The sequence below is a fragment of the Myxococcus sp. CA040A genome (assembly GCF_013336725.1).
GTDB lineage: Bacteria > Myxococcota > Myxococcia > Myxococcales > Myxococcaceae > Myxococcus > Myxococcus llanfairpwllgwyngyllgogerychwyrndrobwllllantysiliogogogochensis.
Genome location: NZ_JABUMR010000020.1, coordinates 1 through 16,447, shown reverse-complemented (window position 1 = coordinate 16,447; position 16,447 = coordinate 1). Strand labels below are relative to the sequence as shown.

The 16,447-nt window shown below is 69.0% G+C and carries 12 protein-coding genes and 1 pseudogene; 8 read left to right on the top strand and 5 right to left on the bottom strand.

All coding sequences use genetic code 11. The features are described 5' to 3' along the window. The first annotated feature begins 82 nt into the window (after positions 1-82). Both HUA75_RS44385 and HUA75_RS44380 read left to right on the top strand, forming a co-directional pair. Positions 83-769 carry a hypothetical protein gene (locus tag HUA75_RS44385; protein ID WP_217446564.1) on the top strand — a complete coding sequence of 229 codons (687 nt, stop codon included), beginning with the start codon at positions 83-85 and terminating at the stop codon, positions 767-769. Between the two features lie 143 nt (positions 770-912). Further along, positions 913-1,323 carry a carboxypeptidase-like regulatory domain-containing protein gene (locus tag HUA75_RS44380; protein ID WP_254628098.1) on the top strand — a complete coding sequence of 137 codons (411 nt, stop codon included), beginning with the start codon at positions 913-915 and terminating at the stop codon, positions 1,321-1,323. 117 nt (positions 1,324-1,440) lie between these two features. Here HUA75_RS44380 and epsH read toward each other — a convergent pair whose 3' ends face one another. Further along, on the bottom strand, positions 1,441-2,748 hold the full coding sequence (gene epsH / locus HUA75_RS44375) for an exopolysaccharide biosynthesis glycosyltransferase EpsH (protein ID WP_141648136.1): 1,308 nt from the start codon (positions 2,746-2,748) through the stop codon (positions 1,441-1,443). 54 nt (positions 2,749-2,802) lie between these two features. On the opposite strand from epsH, the gene wzy reads away from it, so the two are divergent. Then, positions 2,803-4,386, top strand: coding sequence for an exopolysaccharide repeat unit polymerase (wzy, locus tag HUA75_RS44370; RefSeq protein ID WP_371746338.1), 1,584 nt, complete (start codon positions 2,803-2,805; stop codon positions 4,384-4,386). A gap of 4 nt (positions 4,387-4,390) precedes the next feature. Here the strand turns inward: wzy and mgtE are convergent, their stop codons facing one another. From mgtE to epsE, 4 genes and pseudogenes are all read right to left on the bottom strand, one after another. Beyond that, positions 4,391-5,710, bottom strand: a complete 1,320-nt coding sequence (gene mgtE, locus HUA75_RS44365; protein WP_141648137.1) for a magnesium transporter — start codon at positions 5,708-5,710, stop codon at positions 4,391-4,393. Positions 5,711-5,968: 258 nt separating this feature from the next. Then, positions 5,969-6,952, bottom strand: a pseudogene (locus HUA75_RS44360) (hypothetical protein); the annotation flags it as partial. Positions 6,953-7,054: 102 nt separating this feature from the next. Further along, on the bottom strand, positions 7,055-8,617 hold the full coding sequence (gene epsF, locus HUA75_RS44355; RefSeq protein WP_174460403.1) for a response regulator EpsF: 1,563 nt from the start codon (positions 8,615-8,617) through the stop codon (positions 7,055-7,057). Between the two features lie 339 nt (positions 8,618-8,956). Continuing rightward, on the bottom strand, positions 8,957-10,258 hold the full coding sequence (epsE, locus tag HUA75_RS44350) for an exopolysaccharide biosynthesis GT4 family glycosyltransferase EpsE (RefSeq protein WP_371746337.1): 1,302 nt from the start codon (positions 10,256-10,258) through the stop codon (positions 8,957-8,959). 70 nt (positions 10,259-10,328) lie between these two features. Here epsE and HUA75_RS44345 point away from each other — a divergent pair, with 70 nt between their 5' ends. The 5 genes from HUA75_RS44345 to epsA are packed head-to-tail and all read left to right on the top strand — an operon-like array spanning position 10,329 to position 15,635. Further along, positions 10,329-10,850, top strand: coding sequence for a hypothetical protein (locus HUA75_RS44345; protein WP_254625177.1), 522 nt, complete (start codon positions 10,329-10,331; stop codon positions 10,848-10,850). Continuing rightward, positions 10,847-11,875, top strand: coding sequence for an exopolysaccharide biosynthesis glycosyltransferase EpsD (epsD, locus tag HUA75_RS44340; RefSeq protein WP_141642495.1), 1,029 nt, complete (start codon positions 10,847-10,849; stop codon positions 11,873-11,875). Before HUA75_RS44345 ends, epsD begins: the two co-directional genes overlap by 4 nt. A gap of 5 nt (positions 11,876-11,880) precedes the next feature. Then, positions 11,881-12,435 (top strand): serine O-acetyltransferase EpsC, encoded by a 555-nt coding sequence (gene epsC / locus HUA75_RS44335; protein ID WP_254614007.1) that lies wholly within the window; start codon positions 11,881-11,883, stop codon positions 12,433-12,435. Positions 12,436-12,483: 48 nt separating this feature from the next. Next, positions 12,484-14,826 carry a GH44 family glycoside hydrolase EpsB gene (gene epsB / locus HUA75_RS44330; RefSeq protein ID WP_371746336.1) on the top strand — a complete coding sequence of 781 codons (2,343 nt, stop codon included), beginning with the start codon at positions 12,484-12,486 and terminating at the stop codon, positions 14,824-14,826. After that, the gene (epsA, locus tag HUA75_RS44325) at positions 14,823-15,635 is read left to right on the top strand and encodes an exopolysaccharide biosynthesis glycosyltransferase EpsA (RefSeq protein ID WP_141642493.1); all 813 of its coding nucleotides are present in this window, start codon (positions 14,823-14,825) and stop codon (positions 15,633-15,635) included. The genes epsB and epsA overlap by 4 nt, the downstream gene beginning before the upstream one ends. Positions 15,636-16,447: the final 812 nt, after the last annotated feature.

The window sequence follows — 16,447 nt, the reverse complement described above, 5'->3', positions numbered from 1 at the left end:
ACCAGGTCAGGAGCCTCTCGGGGAGATCATCCCGAGGAGCTTCCGGATGATGGCGTTCTCTCAACGCTTCGAGGTTGACCGCATGAAGTCCGTCCTTCGTGGGGTGCTGTGTGGACTCATGTGGTGGGTGGCCCCGGCCGCCTGGGCTCAGTCCGAGGACGTCCGCGTCACCGCCACTCCGAACACGGGGCCCAGCGCGGACGAGTCGCTGACCGGGTGCGTGGGCGAAGAGGAGAAGGCGCTCCCCTTGGAGGCAGGTGAAGCGAGCCGCACGTCCACGGTAAGGCGGCGCCCGAACCGTCCCGTGGTCGCCCTGGATGCGGCGCGAGCCACCGGGCCCATCGAGACGTTGGAGCCGGGGAGTGTCGCGCCGACCGTCGACGTGGGTTCCATGACGACGGGGGTTCAGGTGGACCAGGAGTTCCTCCGGCGCATCGCCGTCACGGGCTCGGAGGTACGCATCCGCATGGGGGACGAGCTGGAGCGGATCTCCGACGTCCCGGAGTTCTCCGAGGTGATGAGCCTGCGCAACGCGCCCCTCATCAGCCTGCGCGGGTCATGGGAAACGCGGGAGGCCCAGGGCGCGCCCGTCACGCAAGGCGCGGAGGCCGACGAGGGCGCGCGTCGCGTGAGCATGGGACTCCAAGGTCCGCCGCGGGGCTTCCAGTCCCTGGCGGAGCTGGCACCGGGGACTCCCGAGCAGCTCCTGCGCGAAAGCCTGGAGGAGCAGCCCTCGCGGACGTCGATGTCGAGCGTCTCGAAGCGCTGAAGCGAAAAGCGTCGGGCTCAGGGCGCGCATGGGCACCGGCGGCCATGCTGAAACCGTGATGCAGCGACGAGCCGGGCGTGAGGCTTGTCACGGGCCAGGTCGAGAACATGGACACCTCACTCGCGAGTCTGAACGAGGTTTCCATGATGAAGCTCATCGCCCCCTATGTGCTGTGCATGCTGGTGTTGCTGGTCGCCGTGCCAGTGCTGTCGCGGGCGGAGACTCCCGAGCACGCGCCGCCGCCCGGGGTGTTCATTGGCACCATCATCGGCGTGAAGAGCCGCAAGCCCGTCGCGGACGTGGCGGTCATCGCTACCTCGCCGAGCTTCAGGGGAGAGCGTGGTGCGGTGACGGATGAGCAGGGCCGCTACCGCCTGCCGATGCTGCCCGCGGGCACGTACACGCTGCGGTTCGAGCACCCCGACTTCAACACCTACTCCCGCTCGGACATCCTGCTGCGCGCCAACCGCACCGTGCGCGTCAAGGTGGAGCTGCTCGAGCTGCCGCCTCCTCCGCCGCCGGCCCCGGTCAGCGTGAAGCAGACCCGGAAATGACACGGAGGCCCGGGCCATTCCGCACGAAACTAAAATGTGATTTTAGTTTCGTGCGGATTCCTGGCCGACCTTGCACGAAACTCAAACGCGACTTTAGTTTCGTGCGGGAGGCGCGCGTCAGTCCGCCAGGGGCATGCCCCAGTCCGGCTTCTCACGCTCACCCATCACCCAGCGGTACACCTCCAGCACCTGCTCCGCCTTCGCCTTCCAGGTGAAGTATTTGAAGATGCGCTCCCGCGCCCGCTCCCCCATGGGCCGGATGACGGACGGGTCCGCCACCAGCTTCGTCAGCACCTCGCGCACCCGCGCCACGATTTCCTCCGGCGTTCCAATGGGCACCGCGAACCCCGTCGCCGGACTGACGATTTCTCCCGGACCGCCGTAGTCCATCACGATGGGCACCAACCCCAACGCCATCGCCTCGCACACCACCGCGCCGCCGAACTCGCGCACGCTCGGGAAACCGAACACGTGGTTCTTCGACAGCCGCCCCTGCAGCTCCTGGTGCTTCACCCACCCGGCGAACGTCACCCCGGACTCGATGCCTTCTCGCGCCGCCTGCGCCTTGAGGTTCGGCATCTCCTGCCCATCGCCGATGTACTCCAGCACCACCTTGCCTTCACGGATGAGCGGCGCCGCCGCCTCCATCAGCATGGCCATGCCCTTGTACGGCACGAAGCGCCCCACGAAGGCCACTCGCAAGGGCAGCTCCACCGGCCCCTCCGACTTCGACGTGCCGAAGCGCTTCGTGTCGATGGCGTTCTCCGGCACGTACACCGTCTTGCCCTGCCACGTGTCCGCCACCTGCCCCCGCGTCGCCCGCGAGCCGGTGATGATGGCCGCCGCGCTCTCCCGCGTGGACTTGTAGAAGGGCATCAGCTTGTACGCATCCCGCACGTAGCTCAGCCACTCCTTCTCCCGCCGACGCGCCCCACCAAAACCCTTGGGCCACGGCAACCCGCCGTTGAGCGGCCCCATCACGAAGGGCACCCCCGCCGCCTTGCACCGCCGCGCCAGCGTGCTCGGCGTCGTCGGGCTGATGGGCGTGTAGCGGTGCACCAGGTCGAACTCCTTCGCCTTGATGCGCGCGCCAAAGCGCTGCCACAGCACCTCCTCGAAGTAGTAGTACGGCAGCACGCTCAACGCCGTCGCCGTCGTCCAGCCCACGCCCGCCGTGCCCCGCAGGAGCTGCCCCACCTTGTCGAGCGGCTTCTCCACCGGCGTGGAGTCCAGCGCGGTGAATCCAGCGCCCTCCAGCACCCCCTGCTTCAGGATGTTCTCCCGGTTGCGCACATGCGTGACGAGGTGCACGTCCGCCACCTCGGCCAGCGCACGGTAGAGCGACCAGCCTTCCAGCGGGACACTCACCCAGTCAGGGTTGCACAGCTCGGCAATCAGAAGGACGCGTGGTCTGGGAGCAGGCATACGTGTGCCTTCATCTATCCCAACCGGCCCTCCAGATGTAGCCTCCCCCGCGTCGTGACGTACGCCCCGGACCGGCCTTCCTACCTGCGCTTCGTGGCGCTGCTCGGCACCCTGGTGCTCGCCACCGTGGGCGGGGCCCTGCTGCACCCTGTGGTCGCTTTGGCCCCAGTCCTGGTGGCCGCCGTCCTGTGGCTGGTGGTGAAGGTCCCCGTCCGCTACCCCGTCATGGCCGTCACCTACCTGGTCCTCGCCGTGGACTACGTCCCCGAGCGCCCCCAGTCCGGTTTCTGGCCCTCGCCGCTCCACCCCCTGGGTGAGCTGCTCTTCGCCCAGCTCAGCTACATCACCAAGATTGGAGCGCTGCGCTTCCCCCTGGTCGACGTGCTCATCCTCGGCCTGCTGGGGCTGGCCATGTACCGGCGGGTGACTCGGTCGAAAATCGACCCCCCCGCGCTGCCCATGCCCCGGCCCCTCATCGCCGTGGTGACGCTGTCCCTCATCGCCATCCTCTTCATGGAGGTGCGTGGCGTCATGCGCGGCGGGGACATCAAGAACTCGCTGTGGCAGTGGCACCAGGCCGCGATGATGCCGTTCATCGTCGCGATGTATCACTATGCGATGCGCGGGCCGGAGGACTGGCCCATCTTCGCGCGCACCGTCATCGCCGCGGGGCTGACCAAGGCCGCCATCAGCGTCTACTTCGGCGCCATCGTCGTGCCCTCCATGGGCGTCTTCGTCGAGTACACCACGTGTCACTCGGACTCGATGACGTTCAACTTCGCGCTGCTGGTGGCGACGATGCGATTCCTGGAGAAGCCCAAGGGCGCTCACGCGCTGCGCGGGCTGCTCCTCATGTTCTGCATCTTCATGGGCATGATGTACAACGACCGCCGGCTCGCCTACGTCAGCTTCGTGGGCTGCCTCCTGGCCGGCTACCTCATCACCCCGTGGCCCGCAATCAAGCGCACCTTCAGCCGGGGCATGGTGCTGCTGGCCCCGCTGCTGGTCGTCTACTTCGCGGTGGGGTGGAACGCGCGCGGCGGCGCCTTCGCGCCCGTGCACAAGGTTCGCTCACTCATCGACGGCGAGGGCGGCGAAGGCAACCTGGACTATCGCGACATCGAGAACCTGGACGTCATCGCGACGTGGACCCAGTTCCCGCTGCTCGGCACCGGCTACGGCCACGAGTTCCTGGAGCCGATTCCGCTGCCCAACATCGCCTTCGTGTTCCCCCAGTACCGCTACCACCCGCACAACTCCCTGCTGGGGTTGTTCGCGTTCGGTGGAATGGTTGGCTACACGGGCGTGTGGATGTACCTGGTCGTCACCCTCTATCTCGCGGTGCGCTCCTACCATCGCTCGCACGTCTCCGAGCACCGCGCCGCCGCCATGGTCATCGTCGGCGCCATCGTCTGCTACATCAATCAGGTGTTCGGAGACATGGGCATCATCTCGTACATCTGTACGTTCATCACCTCGCTGTGCGTGGTGACGTCCGGGAAGCTCGCCGTGGCCACCGGCGCGTGGCCCATGCCGAACAGCGCGCTGGTGCCCACCGCGCCCCTGCTCCCCGAGCCGCCTCCAGGCGCCATCGTCTACGTCAACGCGGATGACCCGGCGATGGCGAAGCGGAGCTGAAGGGCTACAGCAGCGTGCCGCGCAGGAGCAGCTCCGCGGTGGTGAAGTAGATGACCAGTCCGCTGACGTCCACCAGCGTGGCGACGAAGGGCGCGGACGCGCTCGCCGGGTCGAAGCCGAGCCGCCTCAACACGAACGGCAGCATGGCCCCGGACAGCGTCCCCCACGTCACCACGCCCAGCACCGACAGGCCCACCGTCAGCGCCACCCGCGACGCGTGCTCGCCGTAGCTGTGGAACAGGTGCTGCCAGAGCAGGATGCGCGCCAGCCCCACCGTGCCGAGCACCGCGCCCAGCACCAGGCCCGACAGCAGCTCCCGCCGCAGCACGCGCCACCAGTCGCGCAGGCGCACGTCCGTCAGCGCGAGCGCGCGGATGATGAGCGTGGTGGCCTGACTGCCCGAGTTGCCCCCCGAGGAGATGATGAGCGGCACGAAGAGGCTGAGCACCACGGCGCGCGCGATTTCGTCCTGGTAGCGGGACATGGCGGTGGCGGTGAGCATCTCCGACACGAAGAGCACCAGCAGCCAGCCAGCGCGCTTTCGCACCATGGCGAAGAAGCCCACGTCGAAGTAGGGCGCGTCGAGCGCCTCCATTCCGCCGACCTTCTGGATGTCCTCGGTGGCCTCCTCCTGGACGACGCTGACGATGTCGTCCACGGTGACGATGCCCCGCATGCGGCCTTGCGCGTCCACCACGGGGATGGCCGACAAGCCGTGCTCCGCGAACAGGCGGCTGACGCCTTCCTGGTGGGCGTCCTCCCGCACGGTGACGGGCTCGGTCCGCATGACGTCGCGCACCGTCTTCCCGGGCGCGGCCTGGAAGAGCTGGCGCAGGGAGACCACGCCCAGCAGGTGCTGCTCGGAGTCCAGGACGTAGGCGGAGTAGACAGTCTCCACCTGCTCGCGGGCCTGCCGGCGCAGGTAGCCGAGCGCCTCGTCGATGCTCATCTCCGGCCGCACACGCACGAAGCGCGGGTTCATCAGGCCGCCCGCGGCGTCCTCGGCGTAGGCCAGGAGCACCTGCACCTCGCGGCGAGAGGTGTCATCCAGCAGGGCGAGACAGGCGGCGTGTTCCTCGACGGGGAGGCTCTGGATGACGTCCGCGGCGTCGTCCGGGGGGAGCACTCGCATCCAGATGCGCCGCTCGCTCGGGGTGAGGGCCTGGAGGAGCCCCGCCTGGTCATTCGAGGAGAGGGAGAGGAAGAAGTCGTCCGCGCTCGACGGCGGCAAAAGCCGGAAGCCCTCGACCCGGTCTCGAGGTGCGAGCACGGGCCACGCGTCGCGCAGCTCGTCCTCGTGGATGGGGTCCGACTCGGGGGCCACGGCTCGCCTCCCTGCGCGCACGGGGCCGGATGCCGGCCTCGCACTGGGGACGCGTTCAAGCACGGCGCCCGAGACGTGGAAACCTCAAACGCCCGCTGGAGGACACCCGCGAGCACGAGTGTGAACCCGCGCGCACGAGCCGTGACGAGTCCTTCACGGGTTCGGACAGGAACCCGTATCCCCTCCAGGTTGAACGTCCTCGAAGGACCGACTCGACCCGCGGCCGTCCTACCGCTTCCGTGCGTCACGCCCCGTCATCAGCGCGGTGGGCGCCAGCTCGACGGTGAAGCCCTCCGCCGTCAGCGCCACCGACTCCACGCTCCGCAGCGCGCTGAAGGCGAAGCCCGCCTGCCCCTCGACGGCCAACGCGGCCTGCGCCGAGCCCGGCAGCTCCACGCCCGTCACCGCCAGCCCCGCCGTGCTCCCCACCGCGGCGGCCGCCAGCATCACGAAGACTCGCGCCGCGTTCTCTCCCAGCACGTCCCCGTACGCCTCACCCGCCGCACTCAGCTCCTCGAACGTGCGCGCCGCATCCACCCTCCGCACCATCACCACCCACGCCTCCAACGCCCGCCACACCGTGTCCACACCCAGGTACGCAATCGCCGTCGCCGTCAGCAACGACGCCAACCCCTTCGACAACGGCTCCGGCAGCGACCACAAGAGCAGGTACATCGCCACCGACGCCGTCAGCGTCGCCCGGACCGCGTGTGGATTCGCCACGCCCTCCAGCGCCTCGTCCGTCTCCTCCCAGACCCCTTCCATCGCGATGGCCAGTGCCAGCGCATACCTGCCATCGCTCCCCAACAGCGGCCCCTCCTCCAGCAGCCGGAGACAGTCGCCGCCCTGATGCTCGCGCTCACACCAGCGGCCGTAGTCACGCGTCAGCACCTCGTCCGCGTACGACTCCAGCAACTGGGGCGCGGACGCATCCCCCCCGTCCCCCACCGGGACGAGCCTGCGCCCTTCATACAGATACACCCCGCCGCGCTCCGGTACGCCGAAGCGCTGTCGCGCGTCCCTCAAGGGATGCTCGAAGGGCCTCACGTCCCGCGCGAGCTTCGCCACCGCCTCCTCGAACGCGTCCTCATCCAACTCCACCGGAGCCGCGTCTGCGTCCTCTCGTGGAGTGTGGACCCGAGGCGAGCCCGTGCCCGTGTCCAGACGGACCACCCGGGTCGACGAGCAACCCGTCGCCCCGAGCAACAACAACCACCATACCAATGCCCTACCACGACCCATCGCAGCCCTCCGGCATGGGGCGCCAAACCACCTGAGTGGTCTTCACCCATACCAATGCGCTCCGACATTTCGCGGGGGCAGGACTCGCTCAGCGCGAGGGCATCAACTCAAGGACCTCGGCAGCAGGATGTGGAGGGAGCTGCCCTCGCCCGCGCGGCCCGCCGACTCCGCCCAGATGCGTCCTCCGTGGCGCTCGACGATGCCTCGGGCGATGGCCAGCCCCAGGCCCAACCCGCCGTAGGCCACGCCGTGCGCGCGACCGAAGCGCTCGAAGATGCTCTCCAGCCGGTCCGAGGGAATCCCCAGCCCATGGTCCATCACCTCGACGTGCACCCACCCGGGCTCCGCTCTCGCGACCAGTTGGATGGCCCCTCCGTCCGGCGAATAGCGCAGCGCATTCGACACCAGGTTGCTGAACACCTGGTCCAACCGCTCTCCATCCGCCCGCAGCGACAGGTCCTCCGGCGCAGACACCTCGATGCGCCACCCTTCCGGCAGGGGCTCGAAGTGCTTCGCCACGTCGTGGAGCAGCACGCCCACGTCCACGTCGCTCTCCTCCAGGCACAGCTCTCCACGCTGCAGGCGCCCCACGTCCAGCAGGTTCTCCACCAGCCGCGCCATGCGGCTCACGCTGCGATGGATGCCCGCCAGCGCCCGGTCCACGTTCGGCGTCAGCTCCGCCGCCGCCTTCACCTTCGCCAGGTCCGCGTAGCTGCGCGCGGCCTGGAGCGGCGTGCGCAGCTCGTGCGCCGCCATGGTGAGGAACATGTCCTTCGCCTCGCTCGTCGCCCGCAGGGACTCCACCGCGCGGCGCGCGTCGTCGATGTCCGTCGCCGTCGATATCCACCCAACGAGCCGCCCCACCTCGTCCCGCTCCGGCAGCGTGCGACAGAGGAACCACCGGAACTCTCCGTCCGTCGCGCGGCGCAGCCGGTACTCCTGCTCCTTCGGCCGCCCCGAGCGCTGCAAGGCATTCCAGGTGAGCTGCACGCGCCCCACGTCCTCCGGATGGAAGCAGCGCAGGTTCTCCTCGCGCTGGCGACCCTGCTCGGGTGACAGCCCCGCGTAATCCAGCCATCCCCGGTTGGCGTAGCTGATGGTGCCGTCCGCCAGCAGCGCCCAGACGAACTGGGGCATGCAGTCCAACACCCGGCGGAACCGCTGCTCGCCCTGTCGCTCCAGCACCCGCCGCTCACGCTCCCACAGCGCCGCCTCCTGCAACTGCAAGGCGCGCTGACGCAGGTGGAGCGCGACGAAGGCCTCCGCCTTCCAGCGCAGCACGTCCGGATGGAACGGCTTGACGACGTAGTCCGCCGCCCCCGCCGCATAGCCGTGCACCAGGTTCGACTCGTCGCGCCCGTGCGCGGTGAGGAAGATGATGGGCGTGTAGCGGGTGCGCTCTCGCTGCCGGATGATGCGGGCCGTCTCGAACCCATCCATGCCGGGCATCTGCACATCCAGGAGGATGAGCGCGAAGTCCTCGCGCAAGAGACATCTCAGTGCCTCCCTCCCCGACGACGCCTTCACCAGCCGTTGTCCCATCGGCTCGAGGATGGCCTCCAGCGCGAGCAGGTTCGATGCGTGGTCGTCCACGATGAGGATGCGGGTGCTTTGTGGCTCCACCTGGACGGGAGCGCGAGGGGTGAGCTGCTCGGTGCCTTCCAAGGCCGGTCCTCCCTTCTCTCCCGAGGTCCCCTTCGCTTAATCAGCGCGGCCCCGATGATCAGCCCCCCACGACACCTCGGCCCGCCCAGCGCCCGACGACACAGGGCCCGGACGCCCGGTCGCCCTCCTCACGGCGAAGCACGAGGATTCCACCGGTTCAGTCTCAAAGGTATGGAGCCAGGGACGCGGTGGCACGCTCCCCCGTCATGTCGACGGGCGCGTGGCCAGGGTCCGAGCGACTGGGCGGCGATGCGCCGAAGGCCCCGTGGATCCACGGCGCGGCTCGTGGAGGGCGCCCGCATGCCGCCCTTCCCTCCGAGCCACCCCTCGCCGTGCGGATTACACCACCGCGCGCTGAAGCATCAGCGCGAGCATGTCCGCGCTTCTCTCGCTGCTGAACTGCGTCTCCACCTTGCGACGGCCGGCCTCGCCCAGGCGCGCGGCCTCCTTCGGGTCCCGCGCCACCTGCTCCAGCTTCTCCGCGAGAATCCGAGGCTCCTGCGGCGGCACGAGCAGCCCGTCCACGCCGTCGTCCACCAGCTCCTTCACGCCGCCCGCGCCCGTCACCACCACCGGCGCGCGCATGGCCATCGCCTCCATGATGGCCACGCCCAGCGGCTCCTGGAGGCTCGCCAGCGCGAAGATGTGCGAGCGCTCGATTTCGCCCCGCACCTTGTCCTCGCTCACCGCGCCCAGCAGCGTCACCGCGTCGCCCAGCTTCGTCTCCGCGAGCTTCGCCTCCAGCACCTTGCGGTACGTGGTGCCACCCGCCTCGTCCTCGCCTGCAATCGCGAGCCGCGCGTCGATGCCCTTCGCGCGCAGCATGCCCACCGCGTCGATGAGGTCCGCGTGCCCCTTGCACGGGTTGAGACGGCCACACGAGAAGATGCGCAGCGGGCCCTCGCCCGTCCACGCCGAATACGGCACCGTGCGGTTGAACTTGCCCAGCTCCACGCCCATGGGCGCCAGCTCGATGCGCGGCGGCAGGTGCCCCGCCAGCTCCTGGTTCACTTCCCCCAGCAGCTTCTTCGTGATGACGAAGGCGAACTTCGCGTGGCGCCACTTCTCCTTCTGGTTCGGCCCGTAGTCGTCCAGCGGACCGTGCAGCGTCATGCTGTACGTCAGCCCCGACAGGAGGTTCGCGAACAGCGCCACGTGCGCCGCGTTGGCGCAGGAATGCACATGCACGTGCGTCCACCCGCGCTCACGCGCCAGCGCCGCCAGGCGCCCACCCATGACGGCGAAGGCCAGGAGCTGCGCGCGCCCCTTCGCGTCCAAGCCCTCCGCGCGAGCAATGGACGCCAGACAACGGGCCCATCCCGTGGGCATGGCGCGAGCCACCTCCGCCGCCGCCTTGGCCACGCCCAGGGCCCCCGGAGGTGAGAGGTACTCGGTGCGAGCCATCGCCTCCTGCGCCCAACTGTGCGAAATGATGCGCGCGGGCGGAGGACGGGTGGATACCAGCTCCGGCGTCACGCCCTTGCCCGGCAGCGCCTGAAGCTCACGCCAGAAAAAGATGTGGGTCTGTCCGGGAAACTCAGGGATGAGATAGCCAATCTTCTGCACGAACTTTCCATAACACGCCCGCCCCCACGCCCGGGCGACGGGCCCCGGAATCACCGGGGGCAGGTCGATAGACACCCGCTCCCCCGCCCGCCCGGGCAGGTCGTTGGGCCGACGCCATGCGTTGCGCTATACCGGGCGGCGCTCCATGGCCGATTCCAGCGCACCCTCCACTCCCTCGGACGCCGAGGTTTCCGACGGCACCGTGCCGTCCCCGGCGCTTCAACGGCTGTGGTTCGCCCTGGAGCGCACCGGCTGGGCGTACCTCACCGTGGTCCCCGCCCACCCGGGCGCCCCCGCGCTGGAGGCCGCCACCGCCATCCTGGAGGCCGGCGCCCCGTACGCGGCCACGCAGAAGATCCACCTGGAAGACGCCACCAGCATCTCCCCCGCGGAGGCGCCCCGCCGCGTGTTGGAGCTGCGCGAGCGCGTCGCCCGGGGTGAGCGCGTCGTGGCCGTCATCGACTCCGTCCTCACCCGTCCCGCAAGCCTCCCCCTGGCGCTCGCCGCCGACGGCGTCCTCCTGTGCGTCACCCTGGGGGAGACCGACTTCGGCTCGGCTCGCAAGACGATGGACTTCATCGGCGCGGAGCGCTTCGTGGGCAGCGTCACCTTCCCCCGGCCGAAGAAGAAGGGCCGGGCCTCGTCGTCCAGGAAGAAGAAGCCATGACGTCTCCTGACGCCCCGTCGCTCCGCCTCAGCGTCGTCGTCGCCACCTACAACCGGCTCCCCCTCATCTCCCGACTGCTGGAGCAGTTCGCCACCCAGACGCTCGCGCCCGAGCGGTTCGAGGTCGTCGTCGTGGATGACGGCTCCAAGGAGCCGGTGAAGGAGCCGCTGCTCGCCCTCACCGCGAAGCTGCCCTATGCCCTGCGCGTGGAGGTGCAAGCCAACGCGGGCGCCGCGGCCGCGCGGCACCGGGGCGTGCTGGCCGCTCGGGGTGAAGTCGTGCTCGTCACCGACGACGACATGCAGGTGGCGAACGACTTCCTGGAACGGCACCTGGACCACCACCCCGCGGGCTCGCGGCACGTGGTGCTCGGCCGCATCCGGCCAGACCCGTCCATTGGCGACATGCCGCTGTTCGAGCGCTGGTACGCGTACCTCAACCACCGCATGGCGGAGGAGCTCTCCGTCCCCGGCGCCCGCGCGCACGGCAACCACCTGTACACCGGCAACGTGTCCTTCCATCGCGAGGACTACGTGGGCGTGGGCGGCTTCGACAAGTCGCTGGGCCAGTCCGAGGACGTGGAGCTGGGCGTGCGGCTGGAGAAGGCCGGCTGCTCCTTCGTCTTCGCCAGCGACGCGTATGTGTTGCACGGCAGCGACCACGTGTCCTTCGAGCGCTGGCTCAAACGCGCGCACCGCTACGGCATGTTCGACACGCAGGTGGCGCGCAAGCACCCGGACGTGCGCGGCGTGAATCCGTGGCGGCTCCTGTTCGAGACGAACCCGCTGGCGCGCCCGCTGCTCGCGGCGACCGTGGTGGCCCCGGAGGCCACGCGCCTGTTGACGGGCGCGGTGATGCGCGCGGCGAAGGCGGCGGACAAGCTGGGGCTGGAGAAGGCGGCGTTCGCGGGCACCTCCGTGGTGTACGGCATGGAGTACCTGCGGGGCGCTCGCAACGAGGCGGGTGGATGGACTGGCATCGCCCGCGAGGTCGCGCGTTACCTCCAGGGCGGGGGGAGACGATGAACATCATGAAGTCGAAGCGCTCGATGCTCGGCGCGCTGGTCTCCGATGCACTGGAGCTGGCGAAGGCGGCCAACGGCGACACCGGCGCGAAGTCCATCGCGAAGATGGTGCTCACCAGTGACTCGTACCGCATCACCGCGCTGAACCGCGCCCGCGAGGCCGCGCTCGACTACCACATCCCCCTGGTCAACCACGTGCTGCGCGTGGCGCAGACGGCGGTGCTGGGGATTGAGATTGGCAAGGACGTCACGCTGGGCAAGGGCGTGTACTTCGTGCACAGCCTGGGCATCGTGATTGGCGGCGACGCGCGCATCGGCGACCGGGTGCGCTTCTACGGCAACAACACCGTGGGCACCGCCAAGGACAACGGCTACCCGACCATCGAGGACGATGTGTGGATTGGGGCCGGGGCGCGCATCCTCGGGCCGGTGCGCATTGGCGCGCGCTCGCGGATTGGCGCGAATGCCGTGGTGCTCCAGGACGTTCCGCCGGACAGCGTGGCCGTGGGCATTCCCGCCCGCGTCTTCCCACGCAAGGACACCGACGACGTGGTGCTGTGAGGCCCGCCTCACGGCGAGCCCGGGGGAGATGAGTTCATGGAGGACGGCGTGAAGGGTTCGCGGAGGAAGGCCGGCGCGGCCGTGTTGACGTGCGCGCTCGTCGTCGGCGGCACGATGGCGGTGGCCCAGGGACTCCAGGCCCAGGACGGCACCGGCGCCGAGCCCGTGGCCAGCGCGTCGCCCAAGGCGGCGGGCAAGGCGAAGAAGGCGTCTGGTACCACGGCGGCTTCCGGTGAGGCGAAGAGCACAGCCGGAGCTTCGGCGGAGAAGGCTTCCGGCGAGGCGAAGAACGCGTCCGGCACCACGGAGACCTCCGGCGAGGTGAAGAACGCGTCCGGCACCACGGCGGCTTCCGGTGCGACCGCGTCCTCCGCCACGCTGGAGGCGCTCTATGACGGCGGCCTGGGCACCGGGTGGAAGGACATTGGCTGGGCGCCGCGTGAACTGCCTCGGGGCGCTCCGGCGCGCATGCGCCTGTTCAACTACGGCGGCTGGATTCTGTACCGCCCGAAGCTGGAGGGCTCATTCGGCGCGCTGTCCCTGCGCCTGAGCGCGCCCGAGTCCTACGGCGAGTTCCTCGAAGTACGGCTGGACGCGCAGGGCTCCACCTCCTTCCCGCGCATCCCGATTACCTCCGAGCTCCAGGTCCGCAAGGACGGCGAGTGGTCTGAAATCCTCATCCCCATGGAGCTGCTCAACCCGCGCGGCGAGGCGTTCGACCGCGTGGTGCTGCGCGCGTCCAAGGACGTGGGGCGCGACTGGGTGCTCTTCGACAAGGTGTCGCTGGTGCCGCTGCCTCCCGAGGTCGCCGCCGCGCTCGCCGCGGGCGGGGGACGCACCGGCAAGGGCAGCGGGCGCGAGACGAAGCTGACCATCGACTGCACCGCGCCCGGCCATCGCATCAGCCCGCTCATCTACGGCATCGCCATGGATGGCCTGCGCGAGAAGAAGGACCAGCACCAGTACCGCATGGGCGCGACGACGCGCCGCTGGGGCGGCAACCCCACGTCCCGCTACAACTGGAAGCTGGGCGGCGCGTGGAACACGGCCAACGACTGGTACTTCCAGAACGTGGACATCGGCCTGAGCTACGAGGACTTCATCGCCTCCAACCGGAAGCACGGCATGATGTCCGCCGTCACGGTGCCGCTGATTGGCTGGGTGGCGAAGGACACGACGTCGGTGGGCTTCCCGGTGTCGAAGTTCGGTCCGCAGCGCGGCGAGGACAACGGCTCCGGCAACGGCGTCACGCGCGATGGCACACCGCTCAAGCCGGGCGCTCCGTCCCAGACGAGCACCGAGGCCTCGCCCGAGTTCGTCGCCGAGTGGGTCCGCACCATCCGCGAGAGGGATATCGCGCGCGGAGGGGAGCGCAACGTCCGGATGTACATCCTGGACAACGAGCCCATGCTCTGGAACTCGACGCATCGGGATGTCTTCCCGGAGCCGCTGACGTACGACGGGCTGTTGTCCCGGACGATTGCGTACGGCACCGCGGTGCGGAAGGCGGACCCGGACGCGCTCATCGCGGGCCCGGCCGAGTGGGGCTGGACGAACTACCTCTGGTCGGCGGCGGACTTCGCGCCGGGCAAGGCGCCGCACTCGGACCGCCGCGCGCACGGGGATGTGCCGCTGTTGCCGTGGTATCTGCGGCAGCTTCGCGAGCACGAGAAGAAGACGGGCGTGCGCATCCTCGACGTGGTGGACGTTCACTTCTACCCGCAGACGAACGTCGGCGTGGGGTTGGAAGGCAACACGGACCCGGAGACGAACGCGCGCCGCATCCGCTCGACGCGGGGCCTGTGGGACCCGACGTACAAGGACGAGTCCTGGATTGCCGAGCCCGTGCGCCTGTTGCCGCGCCTCAAGGAGTGGATCGCGCAGAACTACCCGGGCCGGAGCATCTCCATCGGCGAGTACAACTTCGGGGCGTTCGGCCATATGAGCGGCGGACTGGCGCAGGCCGAGGCGCTGGGTCGCTTCGCGCAGGAGAACATCTACTCCGCGTACTTCTGGCAGTACCCCACGAATGGCAGCCCGGTGTTCTGGGCGTTTCGAGCGTTCAGGGACTTCGACGGGCGCGGTGGGCACTTCCAGGACTACTGGGTGCCGGCGAAGGCGGAGGAGGGCACCAGCGTGTTCGCCTCGCGAGACGAGTCGGGGACGAAGCTGGTGGCGGTGGTGTTGAATTTTGATCCGGACCAGGCCGCGCAGGCTCGGGTCGAGCTGAAGGGTTGTGGGACGCTCGAGGGTGCGCGCGTGCTCGGATATTCGGGCGCGCCGGGTGGATTCCTGGAGCAGACGGCTGGAAGCAAGACGGCGGGGACGCTGACGCAGCGGCTGCCGCCCTACTCGATGACAGTGCTTGATTTGACGGTGAAGAAGCCATGAGTGCCGCGACCCCCGAGACTCCGAAGCCGACGCCGTTCACCACGGGCCGCCCGCGCCTGCACATTGGCCAGTTGGCCATCGACCAGCTGACGTTCGAGGACGCCGTGCAGCAGATTGGGCGCCTGGTTGATTTGCACCAGGGCGGCTACGTCTTCACGGCCAACGTGGACCACGTGGTGCTGGCGGAGGACAACGTGCAGTTCCGCGAGGCGTACTCGCGCGCCACGATTTCGGTGGTGGATGGGATGCCGATTGTCTGGGCATCGAAGGCGATGGACGTGACGTTGCCCGAGCGCATCGCCGGCTCGGACCTGATTCTCCCGCTGATGAAGCTGGGGGCGGAGCGCAAGTGGCGGGTGTTCCTGCTCGGCGCGGGCCCTGGCGTGGCGGCGAAGGTGGCGAAGCAGGTGAAGGATACGTACGGCGTGGAGGTGGTGGGGTGGGACTCGCCGATGGTGAAGACGGATGGAGGGGATGCGCAGAACGACCCGATTGTGGCGAAGATTCGGGAGGCGGATCCGCACCTGCTCTTCGTGGCGTTGGGGAGTCCGAAGCAGGAGGTGTGGATTTCGCAGGTGGCCGGGAAGCTGGGGCCCACCGTGGCGATTGGCATCGGGGCGGGGTTCGACTTCATCGCGGGTACGGCCAAGCGCGCGCCGCAGTGGATTTCCAAGGCGGGCTTCGAGTGGCTCTACCGTCTGGTGAATGAACCCAAGCGCCTGTGGCGCCGGTACATCCTGAATGACTCGCGCTTCGCGACGATTCTGGTCCGTGAGTTCTGGCAGCGGACGGGTGGGAAGTCGGAGTAGCCACCCCACGTCTGCCCAGGTGGCGACGAGCGCGGCCTCGCACATCCCCCGAAGGTCAACGAGGCCGTGAAGCCGCTGCAGCACTGACTCACCACCAAGAGCCTCCAGGCGAAGCAAGTGGTGCGTGCGAATCGACTTCCCCTCAAAGCTCGCTCGGCTGCCCATGGGTTCTCCGAGGAGAACCTTCAAACGAGGGGATAGCTCAGGGTTGGGCCCGACCCGACCTTCAGTCTGCCTGACGCCATTCTTTACGGCGTTCCCTACCGAGCCCCGTCGCGCCGGAGCAGCCGCGCTGGCACGGCCCAGGCGTCTTCACCGCACATCGTCGTGGCATACTCCGGAGCAGGCCGACTCTGACCCGCGGCTCGCTGGCTCGACTGAAAGGACGCGCCCATGCGACTCCGCGCCTGCGCCACGCTTCTGCTCTTCCTCTCGACGTGCGCTACGTCGGCACCGAGCCCAAGGGAGCAAGTGCCCTTGAACCCAAGGGTCGCCAACCTCCAGCGAGCGGCGACGCTGCCGTGGGCGGATGGCGGGCGCTGCGTGGTGCGGGAGGCATCCAACGAATGGGCCGTGCTTGTGGAGAGGTGCTATCAGGCGCTCGACCATCAGCGGGTCCAGTTTCGCGATGTCACGGGAAGATGCTCTGTCGCCTCCGCGGGGGCCGCGACCTTGGGTTTAGGGGCAATGCCGATCAGTTAAGGGCGAGAAGGATCATACTGCCGCGACCGCATACAAGGAGGCGGTTGCGTGGGAAGAGGTCCATTCGGGTATTTGCCCTCTGCGGATGAGGGGGCGTTCGACCGGCTGTG

What these genes read in the sequence shown, in the direction of transcription:
- HUA75_RS44385 (WP_217446564.1), top strand. Translation starts at nt 83, where the DNA reads ATGAAGTCCGTCCTTCGTGGGGTGCTGTGTGGACTCATGTGGTGGGTG.
- HUA75_RS44380 (WP_254628098.1), top strand. Translation starts at nt 913, where the DNA reads ATGATGAAGCTCATCGCCCCCTATGTGCTGTGCATGCTGGTGTTGCTG.
- epsH (WP_141648136.1), bottom strand. Translation starts at nt 2,748, where the DNA reads ATGCCTGCTCCCAGACCACGCGTCCTTCTGATTGCCGAGCTGTGCAAC.
- HUA75_RS44345 (WP_254625177.1), top strand. Translation starts at nt 10,329, where the DNA reads ATGGCCGATTCCAGCGCACCCTCCACTCCCTCGGACGCCGAGGTTTCC.
- epsD (WP_141642495.1), top strand. Translation starts at nt 10,847, where the DNA reads ATGACGTCTCCTGACGCCCCGTCGCTCCGCCTCAGCGTCGTCGTCGCC.
- epsC (WP_254614007.1), top strand. Translation starts at nt 11,881, where the DNA reads ATGAAGTCGAAGCGCTCGATGCTCGGCGCGCTGGTCTCCGATGCACTG.
- epsA (WP_141642493.1), top strand. Translation starts at nt 14,823, where the DNA reads ATGAGTGCCGCGACCCCCGAGACTCCGAAGCCGACGCCGTTCACCACG.